Annotated in this window: 19 protein-coding genes; 14 read left to right on the plus strand and 5 right to left on the minus strand. The window is 67.5% G+C overall.

What is annotated here, in order from left to right; translation table 11 throughout:
* Window position 1: 1 nt before the first annotated feature.
* From rpsM to BMW51_RS09545, 14 genes are all read left to right on the plus strand, one after another.
* A complete protein-coding gene (gene rpsM, locus BMW51_RS09480) occupies window positions 2-370 on the plus strand; it encodes a 30S ribosomal protein S13 (protein ID WP_019516036.1) in 369 nt (122 codons plus the stop codon).
* Between the two features lie 121 nt (window positions 371-491).
* Window positions 492-881, plus strand: coding sequence for a 30S ribosomal protein S11 (gene rpsK, locus BMW51_RS09485; protein WP_019516037.1), 390 nt, complete (start codon window positions 492-494; stop codon window positions 879-881).
* Between the two features lie 91 nt (window positions 882-972).
* The gene (locus tag BMW51_RS09490) at window positions 973-2,037 is read left to right on the plus strand and encodes a DNA-directed RNA polymerase subunit alpha (RefSeq protein WP_093005727.1); all 1,065 of its coding nucleotides are present in this window, start codon (window positions 973-975) and stop codon (window positions 2,035-2,037) included.
* Between the two features lie 214 nt (window positions 2,038-2,251).
* Entirely contained in the window at window positions 2,252-2,671 is a 420-nt protein-coding gene (gene rplQ, locus BMW51_RS09495; protein WP_093005729.1) for a 50S ribosomal protein L17, read from the plus strand.
* Window positions 2,672-2,830: 159 nt separating this feature from the next.
* Window positions 2,831-3,460, plus strand: a complete 630-nt coding sequence (locus BMW51_RS09500) for a LysE family translocator (RefSeq protein ID WP_093005731.1) — start codon at window positions 2,831-2,833, stop codon at window positions 3,458-3,460.
* Between the two features lie 167 nt (window positions 3,461-3,627).
* Window positions 3,628-5,184: a glutamine-hydrolyzing GMP synthase gene (gene guaA, locus BMW51_RS09505; protein ID WP_093005733.1), complete on the plus strand. Its 1,557-nt coding sequence runs from the start codon at window positions 3,628-3,630 to the stop codon at window positions 5,182-5,184.
* Window positions 5,185-5,252: 68 nt separating this feature from the next.
* Window positions 5,253-6,119, plus strand: coding sequence for a subclass B3 metallo-beta-lactamase (gene bla / locus BMW51_RS09510; RefSeq protein WP_177171613.1), 867 nt, complete (start codon window positions 5,253-5,255; stop codon window positions 6,117-6,119).
* Window positions 6,116-6,469 carry an ArsC family reductase gene (locus BMW51_RS09515; RefSeq protein ID WP_093005737.1) on the plus strand — a complete coding sequence of 118 codons (354 nt, stop codon included), beginning with the start codon at window positions 6,116-6,118 and terminating at the stop codon, window positions 6,467-6,469. Before bla ends, BMW51_RS09515 begins: the two co-directional genes overlap by 4 nt.
* A gap of 50 nt (window positions 6,470-6,519) precedes the next feature.
* The gene (locus BMW51_RS09520) at window positions 6,520-6,954 is read left to right on the plus strand and encodes a hypothetical protein (RefSeq protein WP_093005739.1); all 435 of its coding nucleotides are present in this window, start codon (window positions 6,520-6,522) and stop codon (window positions 6,952-6,954) included.
* 22 nt (window positions 6,955-6,976) lie between these two features.
* Complete coding sequence (gene panB, locus BMW51_RS09525; protein WP_093005741.1) at window positions 6,977-7,855, plus strand: 3-methyl-2-oxobutanoate hydroxymethyltransferase; 879 nt, start codon at window positions 6,977-6,979, stop codon at window positions 7,853-7,855.
* Between the two features lie 84 nt (window positions 7,856-7,939).
* Complete coding sequence (locus BMW51_RS09530; protein ID WP_093006025.1) at window positions 7,940-8,650, plus strand: tetratricopeptide repeat protein; 711 nt, start codon at window positions 7,940-7,942, stop codon at window positions 8,648-8,650.
* Window positions 8,647-9,984 (plus strand): outer membrane protein assembly factor BamB family protein, encoded by a 1,338-nt coding sequence (locus BMW51_RS09535; RefSeq protein ID WP_245708390.1) that lies wholly within the window; start codon window positions 8,647-8,649, stop codon window positions 9,982-9,984. The genes BMW51_RS09530 and BMW51_RS09535 overlap by 4 nt, the downstream gene beginning before the upstream one ends.
* A gap of 60 nt (window positions 9,985-10,044) precedes the next feature.
* On the plus strand, window positions 10,045-11,412 hold the full coding sequence (gene der, locus BMW51_RS09540) for a ribosome biogenesis GTPase Der (protein ID WP_093005743.1): 1,368 nt from the start codon (window positions 10,045-10,047) through the stop codon (window positions 11,410-11,412).
* 98 nt (window positions 11,413-11,510) lie between these two features.
* The gene (locus tag BMW51_RS09545) at window positions 11,511-11,921 is read left to right on the plus strand and encodes an Hpt domain-containing protein (protein ID WP_093005745.1); all 411 of its coding nucleotides are present in this window, start codon (window positions 11,511-11,513) and stop codon (window positions 11,919-11,921) included.
* Here BMW51_RS09545 and BMW51_RS09550 read toward each other — a convergent pair.
* The 5 genes from BMW51_RS09550 to BMW51_RS09570 all read right to left on the minus strand — a co-directional run bounded on the left by BMW51_RS09550 (window position 11,918) and on the right by BMW51_RS09570 (window position 18,048).
* Entirely contained in the window at window positions 11,918-13,123 is a 1,206-nt protein-coding gene (locus tag BMW51_RS09550) for a DUF418 domain-containing protein (protein ID WP_425440982.1), read from the minus strand. The two genes, BMW51_RS09545 and BMW51_RS09550, sit on opposite strands and share 4 nt — an antisense overlap.
* 11 nt (window positions 13,124-13,134) lie before the next feature.
* Window positions 13,135-13,932, minus strand: a complete 798-nt coding sequence (locus BMW51_RS09555) for an enoyl-CoA hydratase/isomerase family protein (protein ID WP_093005747.1) — start codon at window positions 13,930-13,932, stop codon at window positions 13,135-13,137.
* 64 nt (window positions 13,933-13,996) lie between these two features.
* Complete coding sequence (purL, locus tag BMW51_RS09560; RefSeq protein ID WP_093006031.1) at window positions 13,997-16,213, minus strand: phosphoribosylformylglycinamidine synthase subunit PurL; 2,217 nt, start codon at window positions 16,211-16,213, stop codon at window positions 13,997-13,999.
* 72 nt (window positions 16,214-16,285) lie between these two features.
* The gene (locus tag BMW51_RS09565) at window positions 16,286-17,731 is read right to left on the minus strand and encodes a phospholipase D-like domain-containing protein (RefSeq protein WP_093005749.1); all 1,446 of its coding nucleotides are present in this window, start codon (window positions 17,729-17,731) and stop codon (window positions 16,286-16,288) included.
* Entirely contained in the window at window positions 17,728-18,048 is a 321-nt protein-coding gene (locus BMW51_RS09570; RefSeq protein ID WP_093005751.1) for an arsenate reductase family protein, read from the minus strand. The genes BMW51_RS09565 and BMW51_RS09570 overlap by 4 nt, the downstream gene beginning before the upstream one ends.
* Window positions 18,049-18,058: the final 10 nt, after the last annotated feature.

Below are 18,058 nucleotides of genomic sequence, written 5' to 3' on the forward strand. Positions count from 1 at the left end.
CATGGCACGTATCGCGGGTGTCAACATCCCGACCAACAAGCGCGTGATCATCGCGCTGACCTACATCCACGGCATCGGCCCGGCACACGCCAAGGCGTTGACGACCAAGCTGAACATCGCGGACGACCGCCGTGTGCAGGACCTGACCGATCAGGAAGTGTTGCAGATCCGCGAGGCGATCGACGCCGACTACACCGTCGAGGGTGATCTTCGTCGCGAGACTGCGATGAACATCAAGCGTCTGATGGATCTCGCCTGCTACCGCGGCCTGCGTCACCGCAAGGGTCTGCCGGTTCGCGGCCAGCGCACGCACACCAACGCGCGCACCCGCAAGGGCAAGGCAAAGCCGATCGCCGGCAAGAAGAAGTAAATCGTCCGGGGGACGATTTACTCCGCCGGAGGCAGGCATCCCGGCAGCGCAACCTCTGCTTGCGCACCGGTTGATGGGCACGCCGCCGGCGTCACTTGGAATTTAGGTCAGGAACTACCACATGGCTCAGGCACCGCAGCGCATTCGTCGGCGCGAGCGCAAGAACATCACCGCGGGCGTCGCGCACGTGAACGCCAGCTTCAACAACACCATGATCACCATCACCGACGCGCAGGGCAATGCGATCAGCTGGTCTTCGGCCGGCATGATGGGGTTCAAGGGCTCGCGCAAGTCGACTCCGTACGCGGCGCAGGTCGCGGCCGAGGACGCGGGCAAGAAGGCCGCCGAGCACGGCGTACGCACGCTTGAGGTCGAGGTGAAGGGTCCGGGTTCGGGCCGCGAGTCGGCGCTGCGCGCGCTGCAGGCGGTCGGCTTCCAGATCACGTCGATCCGCGACGTGACCTCGATCCCGCACAACGGCGTGCGCCCGTCGAAGCGTCGCCGCGTCTGATGCTCTCGCGCCGCCGCTGACGAGCGGCTGCGTATCTTACCAGGCGGTGTCGCGTGCGCACGCGCTCCGCCCAACCCCAGGGGACGAGATCTTGTCTGTCAACGCAAAGAACTGGCAGGAACTGAAGAAGCCCAGCGGCCTCGAGAAGAAGAGCGGCGACGGGAAGCGCAAGGCGACGTTCATCGCCGAACCACTCGAGCGCGGCTTCGGCCTGACGCTCGGCAACGCGCTGCGGCGCGTGCTGCTGTCGAGCCTGCAGGGCGCGGCGGTGACCTCGATCAAGATCGAGAACGTGCTGCACGAGTTCAGCTCGCTCGCCGGCGTTCGCGAGGACGTGACGGACATCGTCCTGAACGTGAAGCAGATCGCGATCCGCATGCAGGGCGAAGGCCCGAAGCGGCTTCAGCTGTCCGCCACCGGTCCGGCCGAGGTGAAGGCGGGCGACATCGCGGTGTCGGGCGACATCGAGGTGATGAACCCCGAGCTGGTGATTTGCCACCTCGACGAGGGCGCGACGCTCAACATGGAGCTGACCGCCGACACGGGTAAGGGTTACGTCGCGGCGACTGCCAACCGCCCGGCCGACGCGCCGATCGGGCTGATCCCGGTCGACGCGCTCTACTCGCCGGTGCGCCAGGTGTCGTACAAGGTCGATCCGACCCGCGTCGGGCAGGATCTCGACTATGACAAGCTGACGCTGACGATCGAGACCGATGGCACCGTCACGCCCGAGGACGCGGTAGGCTACGCCGGGCGCATCCTGCAGGACCAGCTGGCGCTGTTCGTCCACTTCGACGATTCGTCGGTGACGCGTTCTGCACCGATCGGCGTCGCGGCGCCGGCGGCGAGCACGGGCGAGGTTGCGGGCGACACCGCGCAGATCAACCGTTACCTGCTCAAGAAGGTCGACGAGCTCGAACTGTCGGTCCGCTCGGCCAACTGCCTCAAGAACGACAACATCATCTATATCGGCGATCTGGTCGGCAAGACCGAGGCCGAGATGCTGCGCACGCCGAACTTCGGCCGCAAGTCGCTCAACGAGATCAAGGAGGTGCTCTCGAGCATGGGGCTGCGCCTCGGCATGGAGATCCCCGGCTGGCCGCCCGAGAATATCGAGGAGATGGCCAAGAAGCTCGAGCAGGAGATTATGGGCTAAGCCGCATCGGATTAGCGTTGCTAACCCGAAGTCGGCGCCAGCCCGGCCGGCGGATCGGCCCAGCCGATCCGACCGACGACGCGGAATTCACTTCCGCGTCCCGGCCGCACTCAAAGGGCTCCCTATCAGGAGCGACGGACATCAGGTGGCCCACCGTCCCACCAGGCCCGGGGTACCTCACACGGCCCCCTGACGAACGAGAAGGAAGCACATCATGCGTCACCGTGTAGGCGGTCGTAAACTCCAGCGTACCTCGGCCCACCGCCAGGCGCTGTTCCGCAACATGTCGGCCGCGCTGATCAAGCACGAGCAGATCACCACCACGCTTGCCAAGGCGAAGGAGCTTCGCCCGTACGTCGAAAAGCTGGTGACGCTGGGCAAGAAGGGCGGCCTGTCGAACCGTCGTCTGGCGCACGCGCGCCTGCTCGACGACGCGCAGCTGCAGAAGCTGTTCGACACGCTGGCGACCCGCTACGCGTCGCGCAACGGCGGTTACACCCGCGTCATCAAGGCCGGCATCCGCGCCTCGGACGCGTCGCCGATGGCGGTCATCGAGTTCGTCGATCGCGACGTGTCGGCCAAGGGCCAGGACTCGGGTCCGGTCATGGCTGACGAGAATTTTGACGCCGCATAAGCGCACGTGAGTAGCGCAAGCTAGTCACGAGACGCTAAAGGCCGGCCAGCGGCGCACTGCGCCGACTGACGGCGCGGCTCTGCCGCGGCGGGGCCGAAGACACAAGGAGCCGCTCCAGCAATGGGGCGGCTCTTCTCGTATCGAAACAGAAGGTTCGAGATGACGCTTCACACCTGGTGGCTGTTCGTCGTCGCGGTGTTCCTGCTGTGCGGCACGCCTGGTCCCAACATGCTCCACATCCTGTCACGCAGCGTCGAGGTCGGGGTGCGCCGGACGACCTTCGCGATGGCGGGGTGCCTGTCGGCGATGCTGATCGTCCTCGCCGCCGCCGCGACCGGGCTGACGACGCTGCTGCGCGCGATCCCTGGCGCGTTTGACGTGCTGCGCTACGTTGGTGTCGCCTATCTGATCTATCTCGGCATCAAGGCGTGGCGAGCCAAGGAGGCGCCGCTCGATGTCGGCACGGGCACGCTGCCGCGCACGGTGTCGAAGCGCGCGCTGTTCCGCGGCGGCTTCGCGATCGGCATCAGCAATCCCAAGCTGATCCTGTTCGCTGCGGCATTCCTGCCGCAGTTCGTCTCGCGCAGCGTGCCCGAGGGACCGCAGTTCGCGATTCTGGTCGTCACGTTCGTCGCGATGGAATGCCTGTGGTACGGCGTCTACGCGCTCGGCGGACGTTCGCTGTCACGCTACATGGCGCGTCCGCGTGTGCGACGCGTGTTCGATCGCGCGACCGGGGCGATCTTCGTCGCATTCGGCGCTGCACTGTTCACCGCGCGGTTGGCGTAGCGGCGGACCGATCAGGGCTGTCCTACACCTCCTGACCGCGTCATTGCTCCTCGCATTGCCTCTCATTCGTATAATCCCGCAGGTGCGCCCGCCCGCACGCGCACCTGCGTTAAGGTGTGACCTCTGCGACCTTTCACGTGAGCCGCGCAGTCGCTACACGCGCGCGGATGGAGCATCCTGACAGTATCCTCATCGTCGATTTCGGCAGCCAGGTGACCCAGCTGATCGCGCGCCGCGTGCGCGAGGCGGGTGTCTACAGCGAGGTCGCGCCGTTTAATTCCGCCGCGGAAGCGTTCGAGCGGATGCAGCCGAAGGGCATCATCCTGTCGGGCGGCCCTTCGTCGGTGACGCTGGAGCACAGCCCGCGCGCGCCGCAGCACCTGTTTGAGGCAGGCGTCCCGATCCTGGGCATCTGCTACGGCCAGCAGCTGATGAGCACGCAGCTTGGCGGCAATGTTGTGATCTCGGGCGACGGCGGCGAGTTCGGCCACGCGATGCTCGACGTGAAGGCCGAGTGCGCCTTGTTCGACGGCTTGTGGGAGGTCGGCTCGCGCCACCAGGTGTGGATGAGCCACGGCGACAAGGTCGACGCGCTGCCCCCCGGCTTCGTGCCCGTCGCGACATCAGAGGGCGCGCCGTTCGCGATGGTCGCCGACGAGGAGCGCCGCTTCTACGGCGTGCAGTTCCACCCGGAGGTGGTTCACACTCCGGACGGTGCCAAGCTGATCGCCAATTTCGCGCGCCACGTCTGCGGCCTCGCCGGCGACTGGACGATGGCGGAGTTCCGCGAGACCAAGATCGCCGAGATCCGCGAGCAGGTCGGCAGTGGCCGCGTCATCTGCGGCCTGTCGGGCGGCGTCGACTCGGCAGTCGCGGCAGTGCTGATCCACGAGGCGATCGGCGACCAGCTGACCTGCGTCTTCGTCGATCACGGACTGATGCGCAGCGGCGAGGCCGAGCAGGTCGTGTCGCTGTTCCGCGGCGCATACAACATCCCGCTGATCCACGTGAACGCCGAAGACCTGTTCATGGGCGGGCTTGCCGGCGTCACCGATCCCGAGGCCAAGCGCAAGTTCATCGGCAAGACCTTCATCGAGGTGTTCGAGGATGAGGCGAAGAAGATTGGCGGTGCCGATTTCCTCGCGCAGGGCACGCTCTACCCCGACGTGATCGAGAGCGTCAGCTTCACCGGAGGTCCCTCGGTGACGATCAAGAGCCACCACAATGTAGGCGGCCTGCCCGAACGCATGAACATGAAGCTGGTCGAGCCGCTGCGCGAGCTCTTCAAGGACGAAGTCCGCGCACTCGGTCGCGAGCTGGGGCTGCCCGAGCACTTCGTTGGGCGCCACCCGTTCCCTGGGCCGGGCCTCGCGATCCGCATCCCCGGCGAGGTGACCAAGGAACGCTGCGATATCCTGCGCAAGGCGGACGCGATCTACCTCGAGGAAATCCGCAATGCCGGGCTCTATGACGCGATCTGGCAGGCGTTCGCGGTGCTGCTGCCGGTGCGCTCGGTCGGCGTGATGGGCGACGGGCGCACCTACGATTCGGTGCTGGCGCTGCGTGCGGTCACCTCGACCGATGGCATGACCGCGCAGGCATTCGAGTTTCCCGGCGGCTTCCTCGCGCGCGTGTCGACGCGGATCGTCAACGAGGTGAGGGGGGTCAACCGCGTGACCTACGATTACACCTCCAAGCCGCCCGGCACGATCGAGTGGGAATGAACCGGAAAACGCGAGCAGCCGGGGGCTGCTCGCCCGGTTCATTCGGTCGTGCAAGCTACCGCAGGCGTATGAGCGCAACAGCGGTGAAGAACCTGCTGCGCCGCGCCGTGATTGCTGGAACAACGCTCGCCGTACCCACGCTCGCTTCCGCCGCGACTCCGAACCCGCCCGCCTGGACGCGACCCGCTTCGCCGATCCACCTCGTCGGCCCGATCTGGTACGTCGGCACCGAAGGGCTCGCCAGCTACCTCATCAGAACGCGCGACGGCGCGATCCTGCTCGACGCGACGATGGCGGAGAATGTGCCCGCGATCGAGCGCAACATCCGCGCGGTCGGCCTGTCGCTCGACCGGGTCAGGCTGCTGCTGGTCAGCCACGCGCACTTCGACCACGCGGCGGGCGACGCCGCGATGGCGCACGACACGGGCGCGCGAGTGATCGCGGGGGTGGGCGATGTCGCCGCGCTGGAGAGCGGCATCCCGCCGGGTGAGACGAGTTACGGCGTTATCCGCTTTCCCGCGGTCAAGGTCGCTCGTGCCGTACGCGATGGCGAGCGCGTGACGCTTGGCGGTGTCACGCTGCGCGCGATCGCGACGCCGGGGCACACGCCGGGCTGCACCAGCTGGTCGGCTCGCGTCGTCGAGCGCGGGCGTCCGCTGACGGTGCTGTTCCCGTGCAGCGTCTCGGTCGCGGGCAACCGCCTGATCGGCAATCGTCGCTATCCCGGCATCGTCGCAGACCTACGCGCGAGCATCGCGCGACTTGCACGGGAACCGACCAACGTCGTGCTGCCGTTCCACCCCGAACAGGCCGACGTGCGCCGGCGCGCGGCCGAGCATCGACTGGTCGCACCGGCGCTGCTTCCCGCGCTGATGCGGACCGCGAGCACCGATTTCGAGCGCGAGCTGGCGCGGCAGGCGAAAGAGGCTCGATGACCGCTCCTGTCACGATGTACGGCATCCCCAATTGCGACACGATCAAGAAGGCGCGCGCCTGGCTCGTCGAGCACGATGTGACCTTCATCTTTCACGATTACCGAAAGGATGGTCTCGACCGCGCGCTCCTCGACGAGCTGATCGACCGTGTCGGTTGGGAGGTGCTGCTCAACCGCGCGGGAACCACCTTCTGCAAGCTGCCGGAGGAAGACCGCGCCGAGCTGGACCGTGAACGCGCGACCGCGCTGATGCTGGCGCAGCCCGGCATGATCAAGCGACCGGTGCTCGTGGCCGGAGGAATGACGGAGGTCGGCTTCAAGCCGGATCGCTACGCCGCGCTGTTCGGCTGATTGCGTCGCTCGTCCGAAACGCGCACGATGCGCGGTGAAGGGGAGGGCAGATGAACGATCGATCGACCCGTTCGACGGCGTGGTTCCGCGGCGCCGCCGTCGTGCTGTTGCTTTGGGGCTTTGCGGGCTGCTTCGCCTGCATACAGCAGTTCCGACTCGGCGCCGACGCGATGGGTCCCGCGAGCGATTACGACCGCGCGCTCTACGCATCGCTGCCGGTGTGGTACAATGCGGTCTACGCGGTCGCGGTCGGCTGCGGGCTGTTCGCCGCGATCGCCCTGCTGGCGCGATCGGTGCTGGCGGTACCGCTCGCCTGCCTGTCGCTCGCCGGCGTGCTGATCCAATTCGGCTGGCTGTTCGCAACCAGCGACATCATCCGTCACAAGGGCGCGGGCGTCGTCGCCTTTCCGCTGTTCATCGTCGCGGTCGCCGCCTTCGCCGTCTGGCTCGCGCGCCTCGCGCGTGCGCGCGGCTGGATCAGGTGAGCGGGCGGGCCTAAGAGGGCGCATGTCCACGACCTTCACCATCGACACATCGACCAGCCGCGCGACACCCGTCGCCGCACCGATGAAGCGGCTGACCGTGCCGGCGCTGCGCGCGCGCAAGGCGGCGATCGCCGCGGGCAAGGGCGAGCCGCTCGTCATGCTGACCGCGTACACGGTGCGGATGGCGCAGCTGCTCGACCCGCATTGCGACATGCTGCTGGTCGGGGACAGCCTGGGGCAGGTGATCTACGGCTTGCCCTCGACCGTGCCGGTGACGCTCGCGATGATGGCGGCGCACGGCGCGGCAGTGGTGCGCGGCAGCTACCATTCGGTCGTCGTCATCGACATGCCGTTCGGCAGTTACGAGGCATCGCCGCAGCAGGCGTTCGAGAGCGCGGCTTACCTGCTTAAGGAAACGGGCGCCGCCGCGGTCAAGCTGGAGGGCGGCGCCGCGATGGCGCCGACCGTCGCCTTCCTGTCGGAGCGCGGCATTCCGGTGGTGGGCCACGTCGGGCTGACGCCGCAGGCGGTCAACGCGCTCGGCGGCTACGGCGCGCGCGGCCGCTCGGACGCGGAGGCGGAGAAGATCGTCTCGGATGCTGAGAGCATCGCTGCGGCGGGCGCTTTCGCGGTGGTGATCGAGGGGGTCGTGGAGCCGATCGCGCAGGCGATTACGCGCAAGATCGCGGTGCCGACGATCGGGATCGGTGCCTCGTCCGACTGCGACGGGCAGGTGCTGGTCGCGGAGGACATGCTCGGGCTGTTCGAGCGCACGCCGCGCTTCGTCAAACGCTACGGCGACATGGCGGGCTACGTCGCCGAACGCGTCGAAACCTATGCCGCCGAAGTACGCGCGCGCAGCTTTCCCACGGCCGACCAGACCTACGCGCCGAAGGCGTGAGGAGGGGGCGGCAGCGGCGCCTCTTTCGTTTCGCACTGCGCCGGGTTAAGGCCGCGCGACTTTTTCGAGCATGTGGAGCAAGACGTGGCCCTGACGCCGCAGAATAACGAGGCGTTCCTGCGCGAAGTCGACGAGGAATATCGTCGCGAGCAGATGATCGGGGTGTGGCAACGCTACGGTCGCTGGATCGTGGTGGCCGTCGTCGCTTTGCTGGTCGCCTTCGCCGGCTTCCTGTTCTGGCAGCACCGCGAGCGCGTCGCGGCGGAGAAGGAAGGCGAGACGCTTCAGACCGCCTACGATTACCTCGGTGCCAACGACTTCAAGGGCGCGGCCAAGCCGCTCGCCGAGCTCGCCCAGTCGAGCAGCGACGGGTACCGTACGCTGGCCTTGTTCTCGCAGGCCGACGTGCTGCTGGCGAAAAACGATCTGAAAGGCGCTTCGGCCAAGTTCGCCGGGGTCGCCAATGACACGAGCGTCGCCAAGCCGTTTCGCGATTTGGCACTGATCCGTCAGACCGCGGCCGAATATGACACGCTCAAGCCCGACGTGGTGATCCAGCGGCTGGCTCCGCTCGCCGTGCAGGGCAACGCCTTCATGGGCAGCGCGGGCGAGATGGTGGGCGCGGCCTACCTCGCGCAGGGCAAGCGCGATCTAGCCGGGCAGACGTTCGCGCGGATCGCGCGCGACAAGACGGTGCCTCAGTCGCTGCGTCAACGTGCGGTTCAGATGGCGGGTGTATTGGGCGTGGACGCACTGCCGCAGGATATTGCGGCCAGCAGGGGCATGACGGAATGAAGCTTGGCAAGGCGGCGCGCGTCGCGTTCGGCCCCATGACGCTCGGCATCGCGCTGACGCTGGGCGGCTGCGGCGTGTTCAAGGGCGCGCCCAAGAAGACGCCGACGGTCGGCAACCGCGTGTCGATCCTCACCTCGGAGAACCGGGCAGAGGTCGATCCCTCGCTCGCCAGTGTCCAGGTGCTGTTGCCGACGCCGGAGGTGAACACCGACTGGTCGCAGTCGGGTGGCAGCGCCGACAAGTCGATGGGGCATCTGGCGCTCGCTGCCTCGCCGACGCGCGCGTGGACCGCGCAGATCGACGGCGGCTCGAACCGTCAGCGGCTGGGCGCCGCCCCGGTTGTCGCCGACAACAAGCTGTTCGTGGTCGACGTCGACGCCACGCTCCACGCCTTCGCCGCCGACACAGGGGCGAAGCTGTGGACCGCCGCGGTGCCCGAAGGCGACAACAACCGCGCCGCGCGCTTCGGCGGTGGTGCTAGCTACGACGACGGCAAGGTCTACGCGACCGACGGGCTGGGTGACGTGGTCGCGTTCAACGCCGCCGACGGCAAGCTGATCTGGCGTGCCAAGCCGGGCGGCCCGTTGCGCGGCGCACCGACGATCGCGAACGGCCAGGTCTATGTGCTCAGCCAGGACAATCAGATCTTCGCGCTCGGCCAGGCCGACGGCAAGGTCGTGTGGACGCAGAGCGCCAGCCTTGAGTCTCAGGGACTGTTCGGTGTCGCTGCTCCCGCGGCGAGCGCGGGCACGATCGTTGCCGGCTTCTCCTCGGGCGAGCTGAACGCCTATCGCTACGAGAACGGCCGCAACTTGTGGCAGGACGCGCTGTCGCGCACCGCGATTTCGACCTCGGTGTCAAGCCTCGCCGACATCAACGCCGACGCGGTGATCGAGGACGGTCGCGTCTACGCGATCGGTGAGGGCGGTCGCATGGTCTCGCTCGACCTCGGCACCGGTCAGCGGTTGTGGGAGCAGAATTTCGCCGGGATCTCGACGCCGTGGCTCGCGGGTGAGTGGCTGTTCGTCGTCACCGACGATGCGCGCGTCGTCAGCCTCTCGCGCGCCAACGGCAAGGTCCGCTGGATCGGGCAGCTACCCGCGTTCAAGAACGAGAAGAAGCGTGAGAATGCCTACACCTGGTTCGGCCCGGTGCTGGCGGGCGAGCGGCTGTGGCTGACCAACTCGCGCGGGCAACTCGTTGCGGTCTCGCCGGCGGACGGCAGCCAGCAGACGGTGATCGAGGCGGGCGACGCTTTCTCGCTGCCGCCGATCGTTGCCAACAAGACGCTCTACGTGCTCGACGACAAGGGTGAGCTCTCGGCCTATCGCTGAGACGCCGCTGACAGCAGTCAGGTGACGGGGACGACATGATGCGCTAGGCGTCGGCGCATCATGTCCCGTTTACCTGTGGTCGCGATCGTCGGCCGTCCCAACGTCGGCAAGTCGACGCTGTTCAATCGCCTCGTCGGCAAGAAGCTCGCGCTGGTCGACGATCGTCCGGGCGTGACGCGCGACCGTCGTGAGGGCGACGCGAGCCTGCTCGGGCTCGATTTCCGCATCATCGATACCGCGGGCTACGAGGACGAGGACCCCGACACACTGCCCGGCCGCATGCGTCGCCAGACGCAGGCTGCGGTCGATGGCGCCGACGTGGCATTGTTCCTGATCGACTCGCGCGCCGGCATCGTCCCGCTCGACGAGGAGATCGCGCGCTGGCTGCGCGGTGCCGACACGCCGATCGTGCTGGTCGCCAACAAGGTCGAGGGGCGCAGCGGCGAGCAGGGCGTGCTCGAATCGCTCGCGCTCGGCTTCGGCGATCCGGTGCAGATGTCGGCCGAGCATGGCGAGGGTGTCGCCGATCTGTTCGAGGCGCTGCGCCCCTTTATCGAGCGCGAGGACGACGCGTTCGAGGAGGAAGAGGAGGATGAGAGCCCCGACGCGCCGCTCAAGCTCGCGATCGTCGGACGGCCCAACGCGGGCAAGTCGACGCTGATCAACCGCATGCTGGGCGAAGACCGCATGATCACGGGGCCCGAGGCGGGGATCACGCGCGATTCGATCGCGGTCGATTGGGAATGGCTCGGCAGCCCGATGGGGCCGCGCAAGGTGCGGCTGATCGATACCGCCGGCATGCGCAAGCGCGCCAAGGTGCAGGACAAGCTGGAGAAATTGTCGGTTGCCGACGCGCTCCACGCAGTCGATTTCGCCGAGGTCGTCGTCCTGCTGCTCGACGCGACGCTGGGGCTCGAATCGCAGGATCTGCGCATCGCCGACCGCGTGCTGGAGGAAGGCCGCGCGCTTGTCATCGCGCTCAACAAATGGGACGTGTCGGAAGAGCCGTCGAAGACCTTCAACGGCGTCAAGGCGGCGCTCGAAGAGGGGCTGGCGCAGGTGAAGGGCGTGCCGCTGCTGACCGTGTCGGCGGCGACCGGCAAGGGGATCGACCAGCTGATCGCCGCTGCCTTCGAGACGCGTGACGCCTGGTCGCACCGCGTCGGCACGGGCGAGCTCAACCGCTGGTTCGAGCGCGCGGTCGAGGCGAACCCGCCGCCCGCGCCCGGCGGCAAGCGGATCAAGCTACGCTACATCACGCAGGCGAAAACCCGCCCGCCCGGCTTCATCCTGTTCGGCACGCGCGTCGACCAGCTGCCGATGAGCTACCAGCGCTACCTCATCAACGGCATCCGCCGCGAACTCGGTTTCGGCGCGGTGCCCGTCCGAATGACGCTGCGCGCGCCGAAGAACCCTTTCGACAGTTGACGCAATTGTAGGAAAGCGCAGGCACGTCCTTACCCTCCGTTTACCCTCGCGGCGTTAGGGTCGCCGCACGACGGTTCGAAAGTGCGAAGGGGGCAAGCGTGTCGTTCGAAGGGGGTGTGCTGGTCGACCGTGCGGCGCTGGCGCGCGCGCGTGCCGAGCTCGGCGGCGAGTTCGCGCGCATTCTGGGCTATTTCCGTGAAGACGGGTTGAAGTCGCTCGATGCGATCGAGGCGGCATCGCGCGACGAGAATGCGACCGCGATGATCCTGCCCGCCCACACGTTGAAGGGCGAGGCGGGACAGTTCGGCGCCTATCCGCTCGCAGCACTCGCCGAGAAGCTGGAAACGCTCGCGCGCGAGTGCGTCGAATGGCACACCAGCCCGGTCGAATGCGTGCCAGACGTGCTGGAACTTCGTCCGCTGTTCGAGGCGACGCTCGCACTGCTCGAGCGCGAGGCGGCGGCGACTCCGCTGCGCCGCGCAGGCGGCTTCGGTCGGCGCCTGAGCTAGACGCGCAGCGGCGCCGGGCGGCCGTGCACCAGACTGCGCCACAGCCACTCCAATGGTCCGTAACTATAGCGGGCGAGCCACGCCGGTGACCACAGGAGCATGAGCGCCCAGACCGCGGGCACGATCGCGTAAAGCCACGCGCGACCGATCGTGGCGAACAGCCCCAAGCCCCAGCCGGTGAAGATCAGGTCCATCAGCACCGTGGTGCCGAGGTAATTGCTGAACGCCATCCGCCCCGTCGCGGCGACGCGCGTGGTCAGTCGACCGCCGGGGCGCAGCAGCACCATGACGAGCGCGGCATAGCCGACATAGCCGATCGTGCGGAACGGTTCGCTCAGCACCAATGCGCCGGTGTAGACCCAGCGCTGATCGAAGCCGGTCGCCATCGTGTGCCACCCGATCGCGGCATAGCCGAGCAGGGACACCGGCACGCAGACCCACGCCACGCGTATGTAAGCCGCACGCGACCATTCACCCCTCACGAACCCCGACCGAAGCCCCGCCATGCCGAGCAGCATCGCGCTGAGCGTCTCCGCGCCGCCGATCGGTAGGAAGGTAAGCGGATCGAGCGCGTGCTGCCATCGCCACGCCGCGGCCGCACCGAAGCTGCCGCGCATCGCCGCGATCTGTTCGAGCAGTTCGGCGCGGGGCGGTACGCCGAACGCGCTTGCGAAACCGTTCCACAGCGCCACGTCGGCGGGGGTCGCGCGAGCGGCGGCGGCGAACAGCGCCGTCGCCGTCGCCGCATTGAGCAGGATCGAGGCGAGCAATAGCGCGAGCGAGAGCAGCGCGAGTGCGCGCGCGCTCTGCCGGCAGAAGAACAATGCGATGACGCCGACCAGCGCGTAATGCGCCAGGATGTCGCCCCACCAGAGCAGGTAGAGGTGCAGGCAACCGAACACGAACAGCCAGAACATGCGCCGCAGGTGCAGTGCGGCGCCGTTCCCGCCGCCGGCGTCAGCCCGCTCGATGACCAGCAGCATCGAGGCGCCGAACAGGAAGGAGAACAGTCCGCGAAACCGCCCTTCGACGAAGATGAAGTTGAGAAACCACGCCGTCTTTTCCGCCGCGTCCGATCCGCCCCAGGCGAGCGGCGAGAAATACGCCGCCTCGGGCAGGCCGAACGCGACGATGTTGGCGAGCAGAATGCCCATTACCGCGACGCCGCGGATGACGTCGAGCGACTCGAACCGTGCGCGCACCTCCATGTGCATCAGCTGCCGGTGAATGCTGCCGGGCGCTTCTCGAGGAACGAGCGCATGCCTTCCTGAAAGTCGTCGGATGCGAACAAGGGCAGCAGTTGCAGGTAGACGTGCTGGACGTGCGTCTCGAATGTCTCGTTCAGCCCCATGCGCATCATCCGCTTCGATGCCTGTACCGCCAAAGGCGCGTTGGCGGCGATTTCGCGCGCGATCCGCTCGGCGTGCGGCAATACCTCGCCATCGGGCACGACGTGGTTGACCAGCCCGAGCGCGAGGCTCTCCGCCGCACCAAGTGTCCGCCCGGTAAAGATCAGCTCCGCCGCCTTCGCCCAGCCGATCATTCGCGGCAGCAGCCAGGTGCCACCCGACTCGGGGACGATGCCGCGCTTGACGAAGGCGGGCGCGAGCTTTGCGCCCTCGGCCATGACGCGGATGTCGCACCCGATCGCCAGGTCCATGCCATAGCCGGCGGCCGAGCCGTTCAATGCGCAGATCACCGGCTTGTCCATCGCGAACAGCACCGTCGGCGGCGCGCGGCGCAGGTCGATCGTCGGCGGGTGCCTCGTGCCGCTCGCGCCGATGCCGTCGCCGCCCACCGCCTCGTTCAGGTCGAGCCCGGCGCAGAACGCGCGCCCCGTACCGGTCAGGATGACGACACGCACCGCCGCGTCCTCGTTCGCGCGCGTCAGCAAGGCCGCGACCCGATCGAGCATCGCGTGCGAGATCGTGTTCATCCGCTCCGGCCGGTCGAGCGTCAGCGTCGCAACGCCGTCCGCCACCGCGTAGCGCACATCCCGGTCGTCACTCATCGGCTCATCCTCCCCATTTTCCCGCCAATGTGCGGCAGACCGGGGCGGAGGTACAGCGCGAGGTTCAGAGCGCGGCTTCGGTCGCCATCAGCCTGGGGAAGAAATCCTCGTGCGCGCGGCGCAGATCGGCGAGCGAGACGGCGTGGTCACCGTCGCTAAGCTCGAAGATCACGCGCGTGCCGATCGCGCGGCCGAGCGGCTCGGCCTCGACACCGGCATCGAGCGCGGACTGGAGGAAATCGAGCAATGCGTGGTCGTGGACGGTCGCGACATAGACGCCCTGGTCCTCCGCGAACAGCGACGCGGCGGTGTCGAACGGCAGCGCACGGTCGATCATCGCGCCGATGTTGCCCGCAAGCGCCATCTCCGCGATCGTGACCGCGAGGCCACCGTCGGAGACGTCGTGCACCGCGGAAAGCTGTCCCGCGTCGATTGCGCGGCGGACGAAATCGCCGGTGCGGCGCTCCGCATCAAGGTCGACGCGCGGCGGTGGGCCTTCCTCGCGACCATGCACCTCGCGCAGCCACAGCGACTGGCCCAGGTCGCCACGACGACGACCGATGACGATGATGATGTCGCCCGGCTGCTTGAACGCAATCGTCGCGCTCTTGTCCCACGCCTTCAGCAGCCCGACGCCGCCGATCGCGGGCGTGGGCAGGATCGCCGAACCGCCGCCGGTCGCCTTCGACTCGTTGTAGAGGCTGACATTGCCCGACACGATCGGGAAGTCGAGTGCGCGGCACGCCTCGCTCATTCCTTCGAGGCAGCCGACGATCTGCCCCATGATCTCGGACCGCTGCGGATTGGCGAAGTTGAGGCAGTTGGTGACCGCCAGCGGCGTCGCGCCGACCGCGGTCAGGTTGCGCCACGCCTCGGCGACGGCCTGCTTTCCGCCCTCGACCGGGTCGGCGTAGCAGTAGCGCGGGGTGCAATCGGTAGTCATGGCGAGCGCCTTGTCCGTCCCGTGGACGCGCACCACCGCGGCGTCGCCGCCGGGACGCTGGACCGTGTCGGCGCCGACCATGTGGTCGTACTGCTCCCAGATCCAGCGGCGCGAGGCGATGTCGGGCGAGCCCATCAGCGCGAGCAGGTCGGCAGCGGGATCGCGGCACTCGGGCAAGTTCACGAGCGCCTTCGCGGGCGGGGTTGGAAGGTGCGGGCGATCATAGAGCGGCGCATCGTCGGCGAGCGGACCGAGCGGGATGTCGCACACCGTCTCGCCGTGCCATTTCAGCACCATGCGACCGGTGTCGGTCACGTGGCCGATGACGGCGAAGTCGAGCTCCCATTTCTCGAAGATCGCTTGCGCGAACGCCTCGCGGCCGGGTTTCAGCACCATGAGCATCCGCTCCTGGCTTTCCGACAGCATCATCTCGTACGGGGTCATGCCCGTTTCGCGCTGCGGCACGTCGTCCATGATCAGCTCGATGCCGACGCCGCCCTTCGATGCCATCTCGACCGACGACGAGGTGAGACCTGCCGCGCCCATGTCCTGGATCGCGACGATCGCGTCCGACGCCATCAACTCGAGGCACGCCTCGATCAGCAGCTTCTCGGTGAACGGATCGCCGACCTGGACGGTCGGGCGCTTCGCATCGGCATCCTCGCCGAAATCGGCCGAGGCCATCGTCGCGCCGTGGATGCCGTCGCGTCCGGTCTTCGAGCCGACGTAGACGATCGGATTGCCGACGCCGGATGCGGCCGAGTAGAAGATCTTGTCGGTATCCGCGACGCCCACCGTCATCGCGTTGACCAGGATGTTCCCGTCATAGGCCGGGTGGAAGTTCACCTCGCCGCCGACAGTCGGCACGCCGACGCAATTGCCGTAGCCGCCGATGCCGTGGACCACGCCCGAGATCAGGTGGCGCATCTTGGGGTGATCGGGACGACCGAAGCGCAGCGCGTTCAGGTTCGCGACCGGGCGCGCGCCCATCGTGAACACGTCGCGCAGGATGCCGCCGACGCCGGTCGCCGCGCCCTGATACGGCTCGATGTACGACGGATGGTTGTGCGACTCCATCTTGAAGATCGCGGCCTGACCGTCACCGATGTCGATCACGCCCGCATTCTCGCCCGGACCGCAGATCACCCACGGTGCCTCGGTCGGCAGCTTTTTCAGGTGGATACGGCTCGACTTGTACGAGCAATGCTCGCTCCACATCACCGAGAAGATGCCGAGTTCGACCAGGTTCGGCTCACGCCCGAGCGCGCCTAGCACGCGGTCGTATTCTTCGGGCGACAGGCCGTGCTCGGCAACGATCTCGGGCGTGATAGCGGTCATGTGCGCGCGCATAGCGGGGGAGACGCGTCGATACCAGCAGCCAAGCGCCCGCATCGTGAGGGGAAGCCTTGCCTACCGCCGGTGACGATGATGGTGGCGATGCCGCCGGTGCTTCAACCGACGCAGCAGCCCGCGCTTCTCGAATGCCTCGAACATCTCGGCCGGGCCTTCCGGGTCGAGCACCTCGTTCTCGGCCAGCCACGCCTCGACGCCGTTCAGATCGGGCACCTCGTACGGGATCAGCGTCTTGCCTTCGCCACGCAGCCGCTCGATGGTGGCGATCAGCCCGTCGCGCTTCACGCCCTCGCTAACCTCAGCGATCTCGACGGCCAAATGCTCGGCGAGCAGGTCGTCGCGAATCGCGGCAATGCGCGTACCCTCGTCCGCGATCGTCACGTCGCACTCGGTATCGAGCCGCAGCGAGCGGTTGTTGAAGTTCGACGAACCGATCCGGATCACGTCGTCGTCGATCACCAGCACCTTGGCATGGCAGTAGATGCCAGTGCCGTCGGTCGTGACCGGATGGTACAGGCGAAAACGCCCGGCATGGTCGCGGTGCTGCAATTCGGTGACCAGCCGCGCGCGCGCGGTGTCCATCGCGATCGGCTCCAGCCAGCCTTGCGCGCTCGTCGGATTGATGACGACGATTTCGGGCGGATCGCGCTCCTCCAGCCGCTTCGCGATCGCCTCCGCGATCCGGCGTGAGGCGAAATACTGGCTCTCGGCGTAGATGCGCCGTTTCGCCCGCGCGATCAGGTGGAGGTATAATTCCTCGATCTCGTGGATTTCCTCCTGACCCTCGTGGAGCGGCTGCGAACGCGAGATCGCGACGTCGACGTCGGTGAATTCGACCGGCAGACTCTCGGGCCAGCACTCGCTGGTGGCAGAGGGAGCGGGAATGTCGCCGCCACCGGCGATCTTCCAGCGCGCGCGACACAGGTCGCCGAGCGCGCGCGCGACCGGACCCTGCAGCGCGGTCGTCACGTCGTGCCACGGCTTGTACGAAAAACCGTTGGGCGAGCGGCGCCGCTCGTCGTCCTCGACGTGGTCGCGCGTGTCCCAGCGCTCGTCGGTCATGTCGATACCGCCGCAGAACGCCATGCAATCGTCAATCACGACAATCTTCTGGTGCTGCGACGCGGCGGTCGGATGATGCCCGTCGAGTTTCAGGTGGATGCGCTTCTCGCGGAAACGCCAACGCGTCAGCATCCACAGGGTACGCCCGCGGAACAGCGTCTTGATCGCGCCCTTGTCCCAGCGAAGGATAAAGACCTGGAGCGTCGGCGTGCGCTTCACCAACCAGTCGATGAAGTCGCCCACCGTCGTCGGCGCCTCGGGATGATCGTCCGAATAAGCGAGCGTAATGCGCGCGTCGAAGTCCCAGCCCACCAGCATGATCTGCTGCTTGGCATTCAGCATCGCCTCGCGCGCGACGCGGAAATAGGCGTCGGCGTCGATGATGACGGCGGCACGGTTCGCACGCTCGACCCGCCAGCGCGTCTTCTCAGGCAGGGTCACAGTATCTCCCGGATCGCAGCTGGCGGACGGCCGAGCCGCACGCCACGTTCGGTTTCAACCAGCGGCCGCTCAATCGTGACGGGATCGCGCACCATCAGGTCGAGCGCGGCATCGTCGTCGGTGACCGGCGGGGCGTCCCGGCGCAGGCCATCGCGCGGCGCGATACCGGCGCGCGCATAGAGGCGGGCAAGCTCGTCACGTGTCGGCGGATGCTTCAGATATTCGACCACCGAAACCTCGACCCCTGCCTCGCGCAGCAACGCCAGCGCCTCGCGCGACTTGGAACAGCGCGGATTATGGAGGATCGTCGCCTTCATCGCCAAGCCT

The sequence above is a fragment of the Sphingomonas palmae genome (genome assembly GCF_900109565.1).
In the GTDB taxonomy this organism is placed as follows: Bacteria; Pseudomonadota; Alphaproteobacteria; order Sphingomonadales; family Sphingomonadaceae; genus Sphingomonas; species Sphingomonas palmae.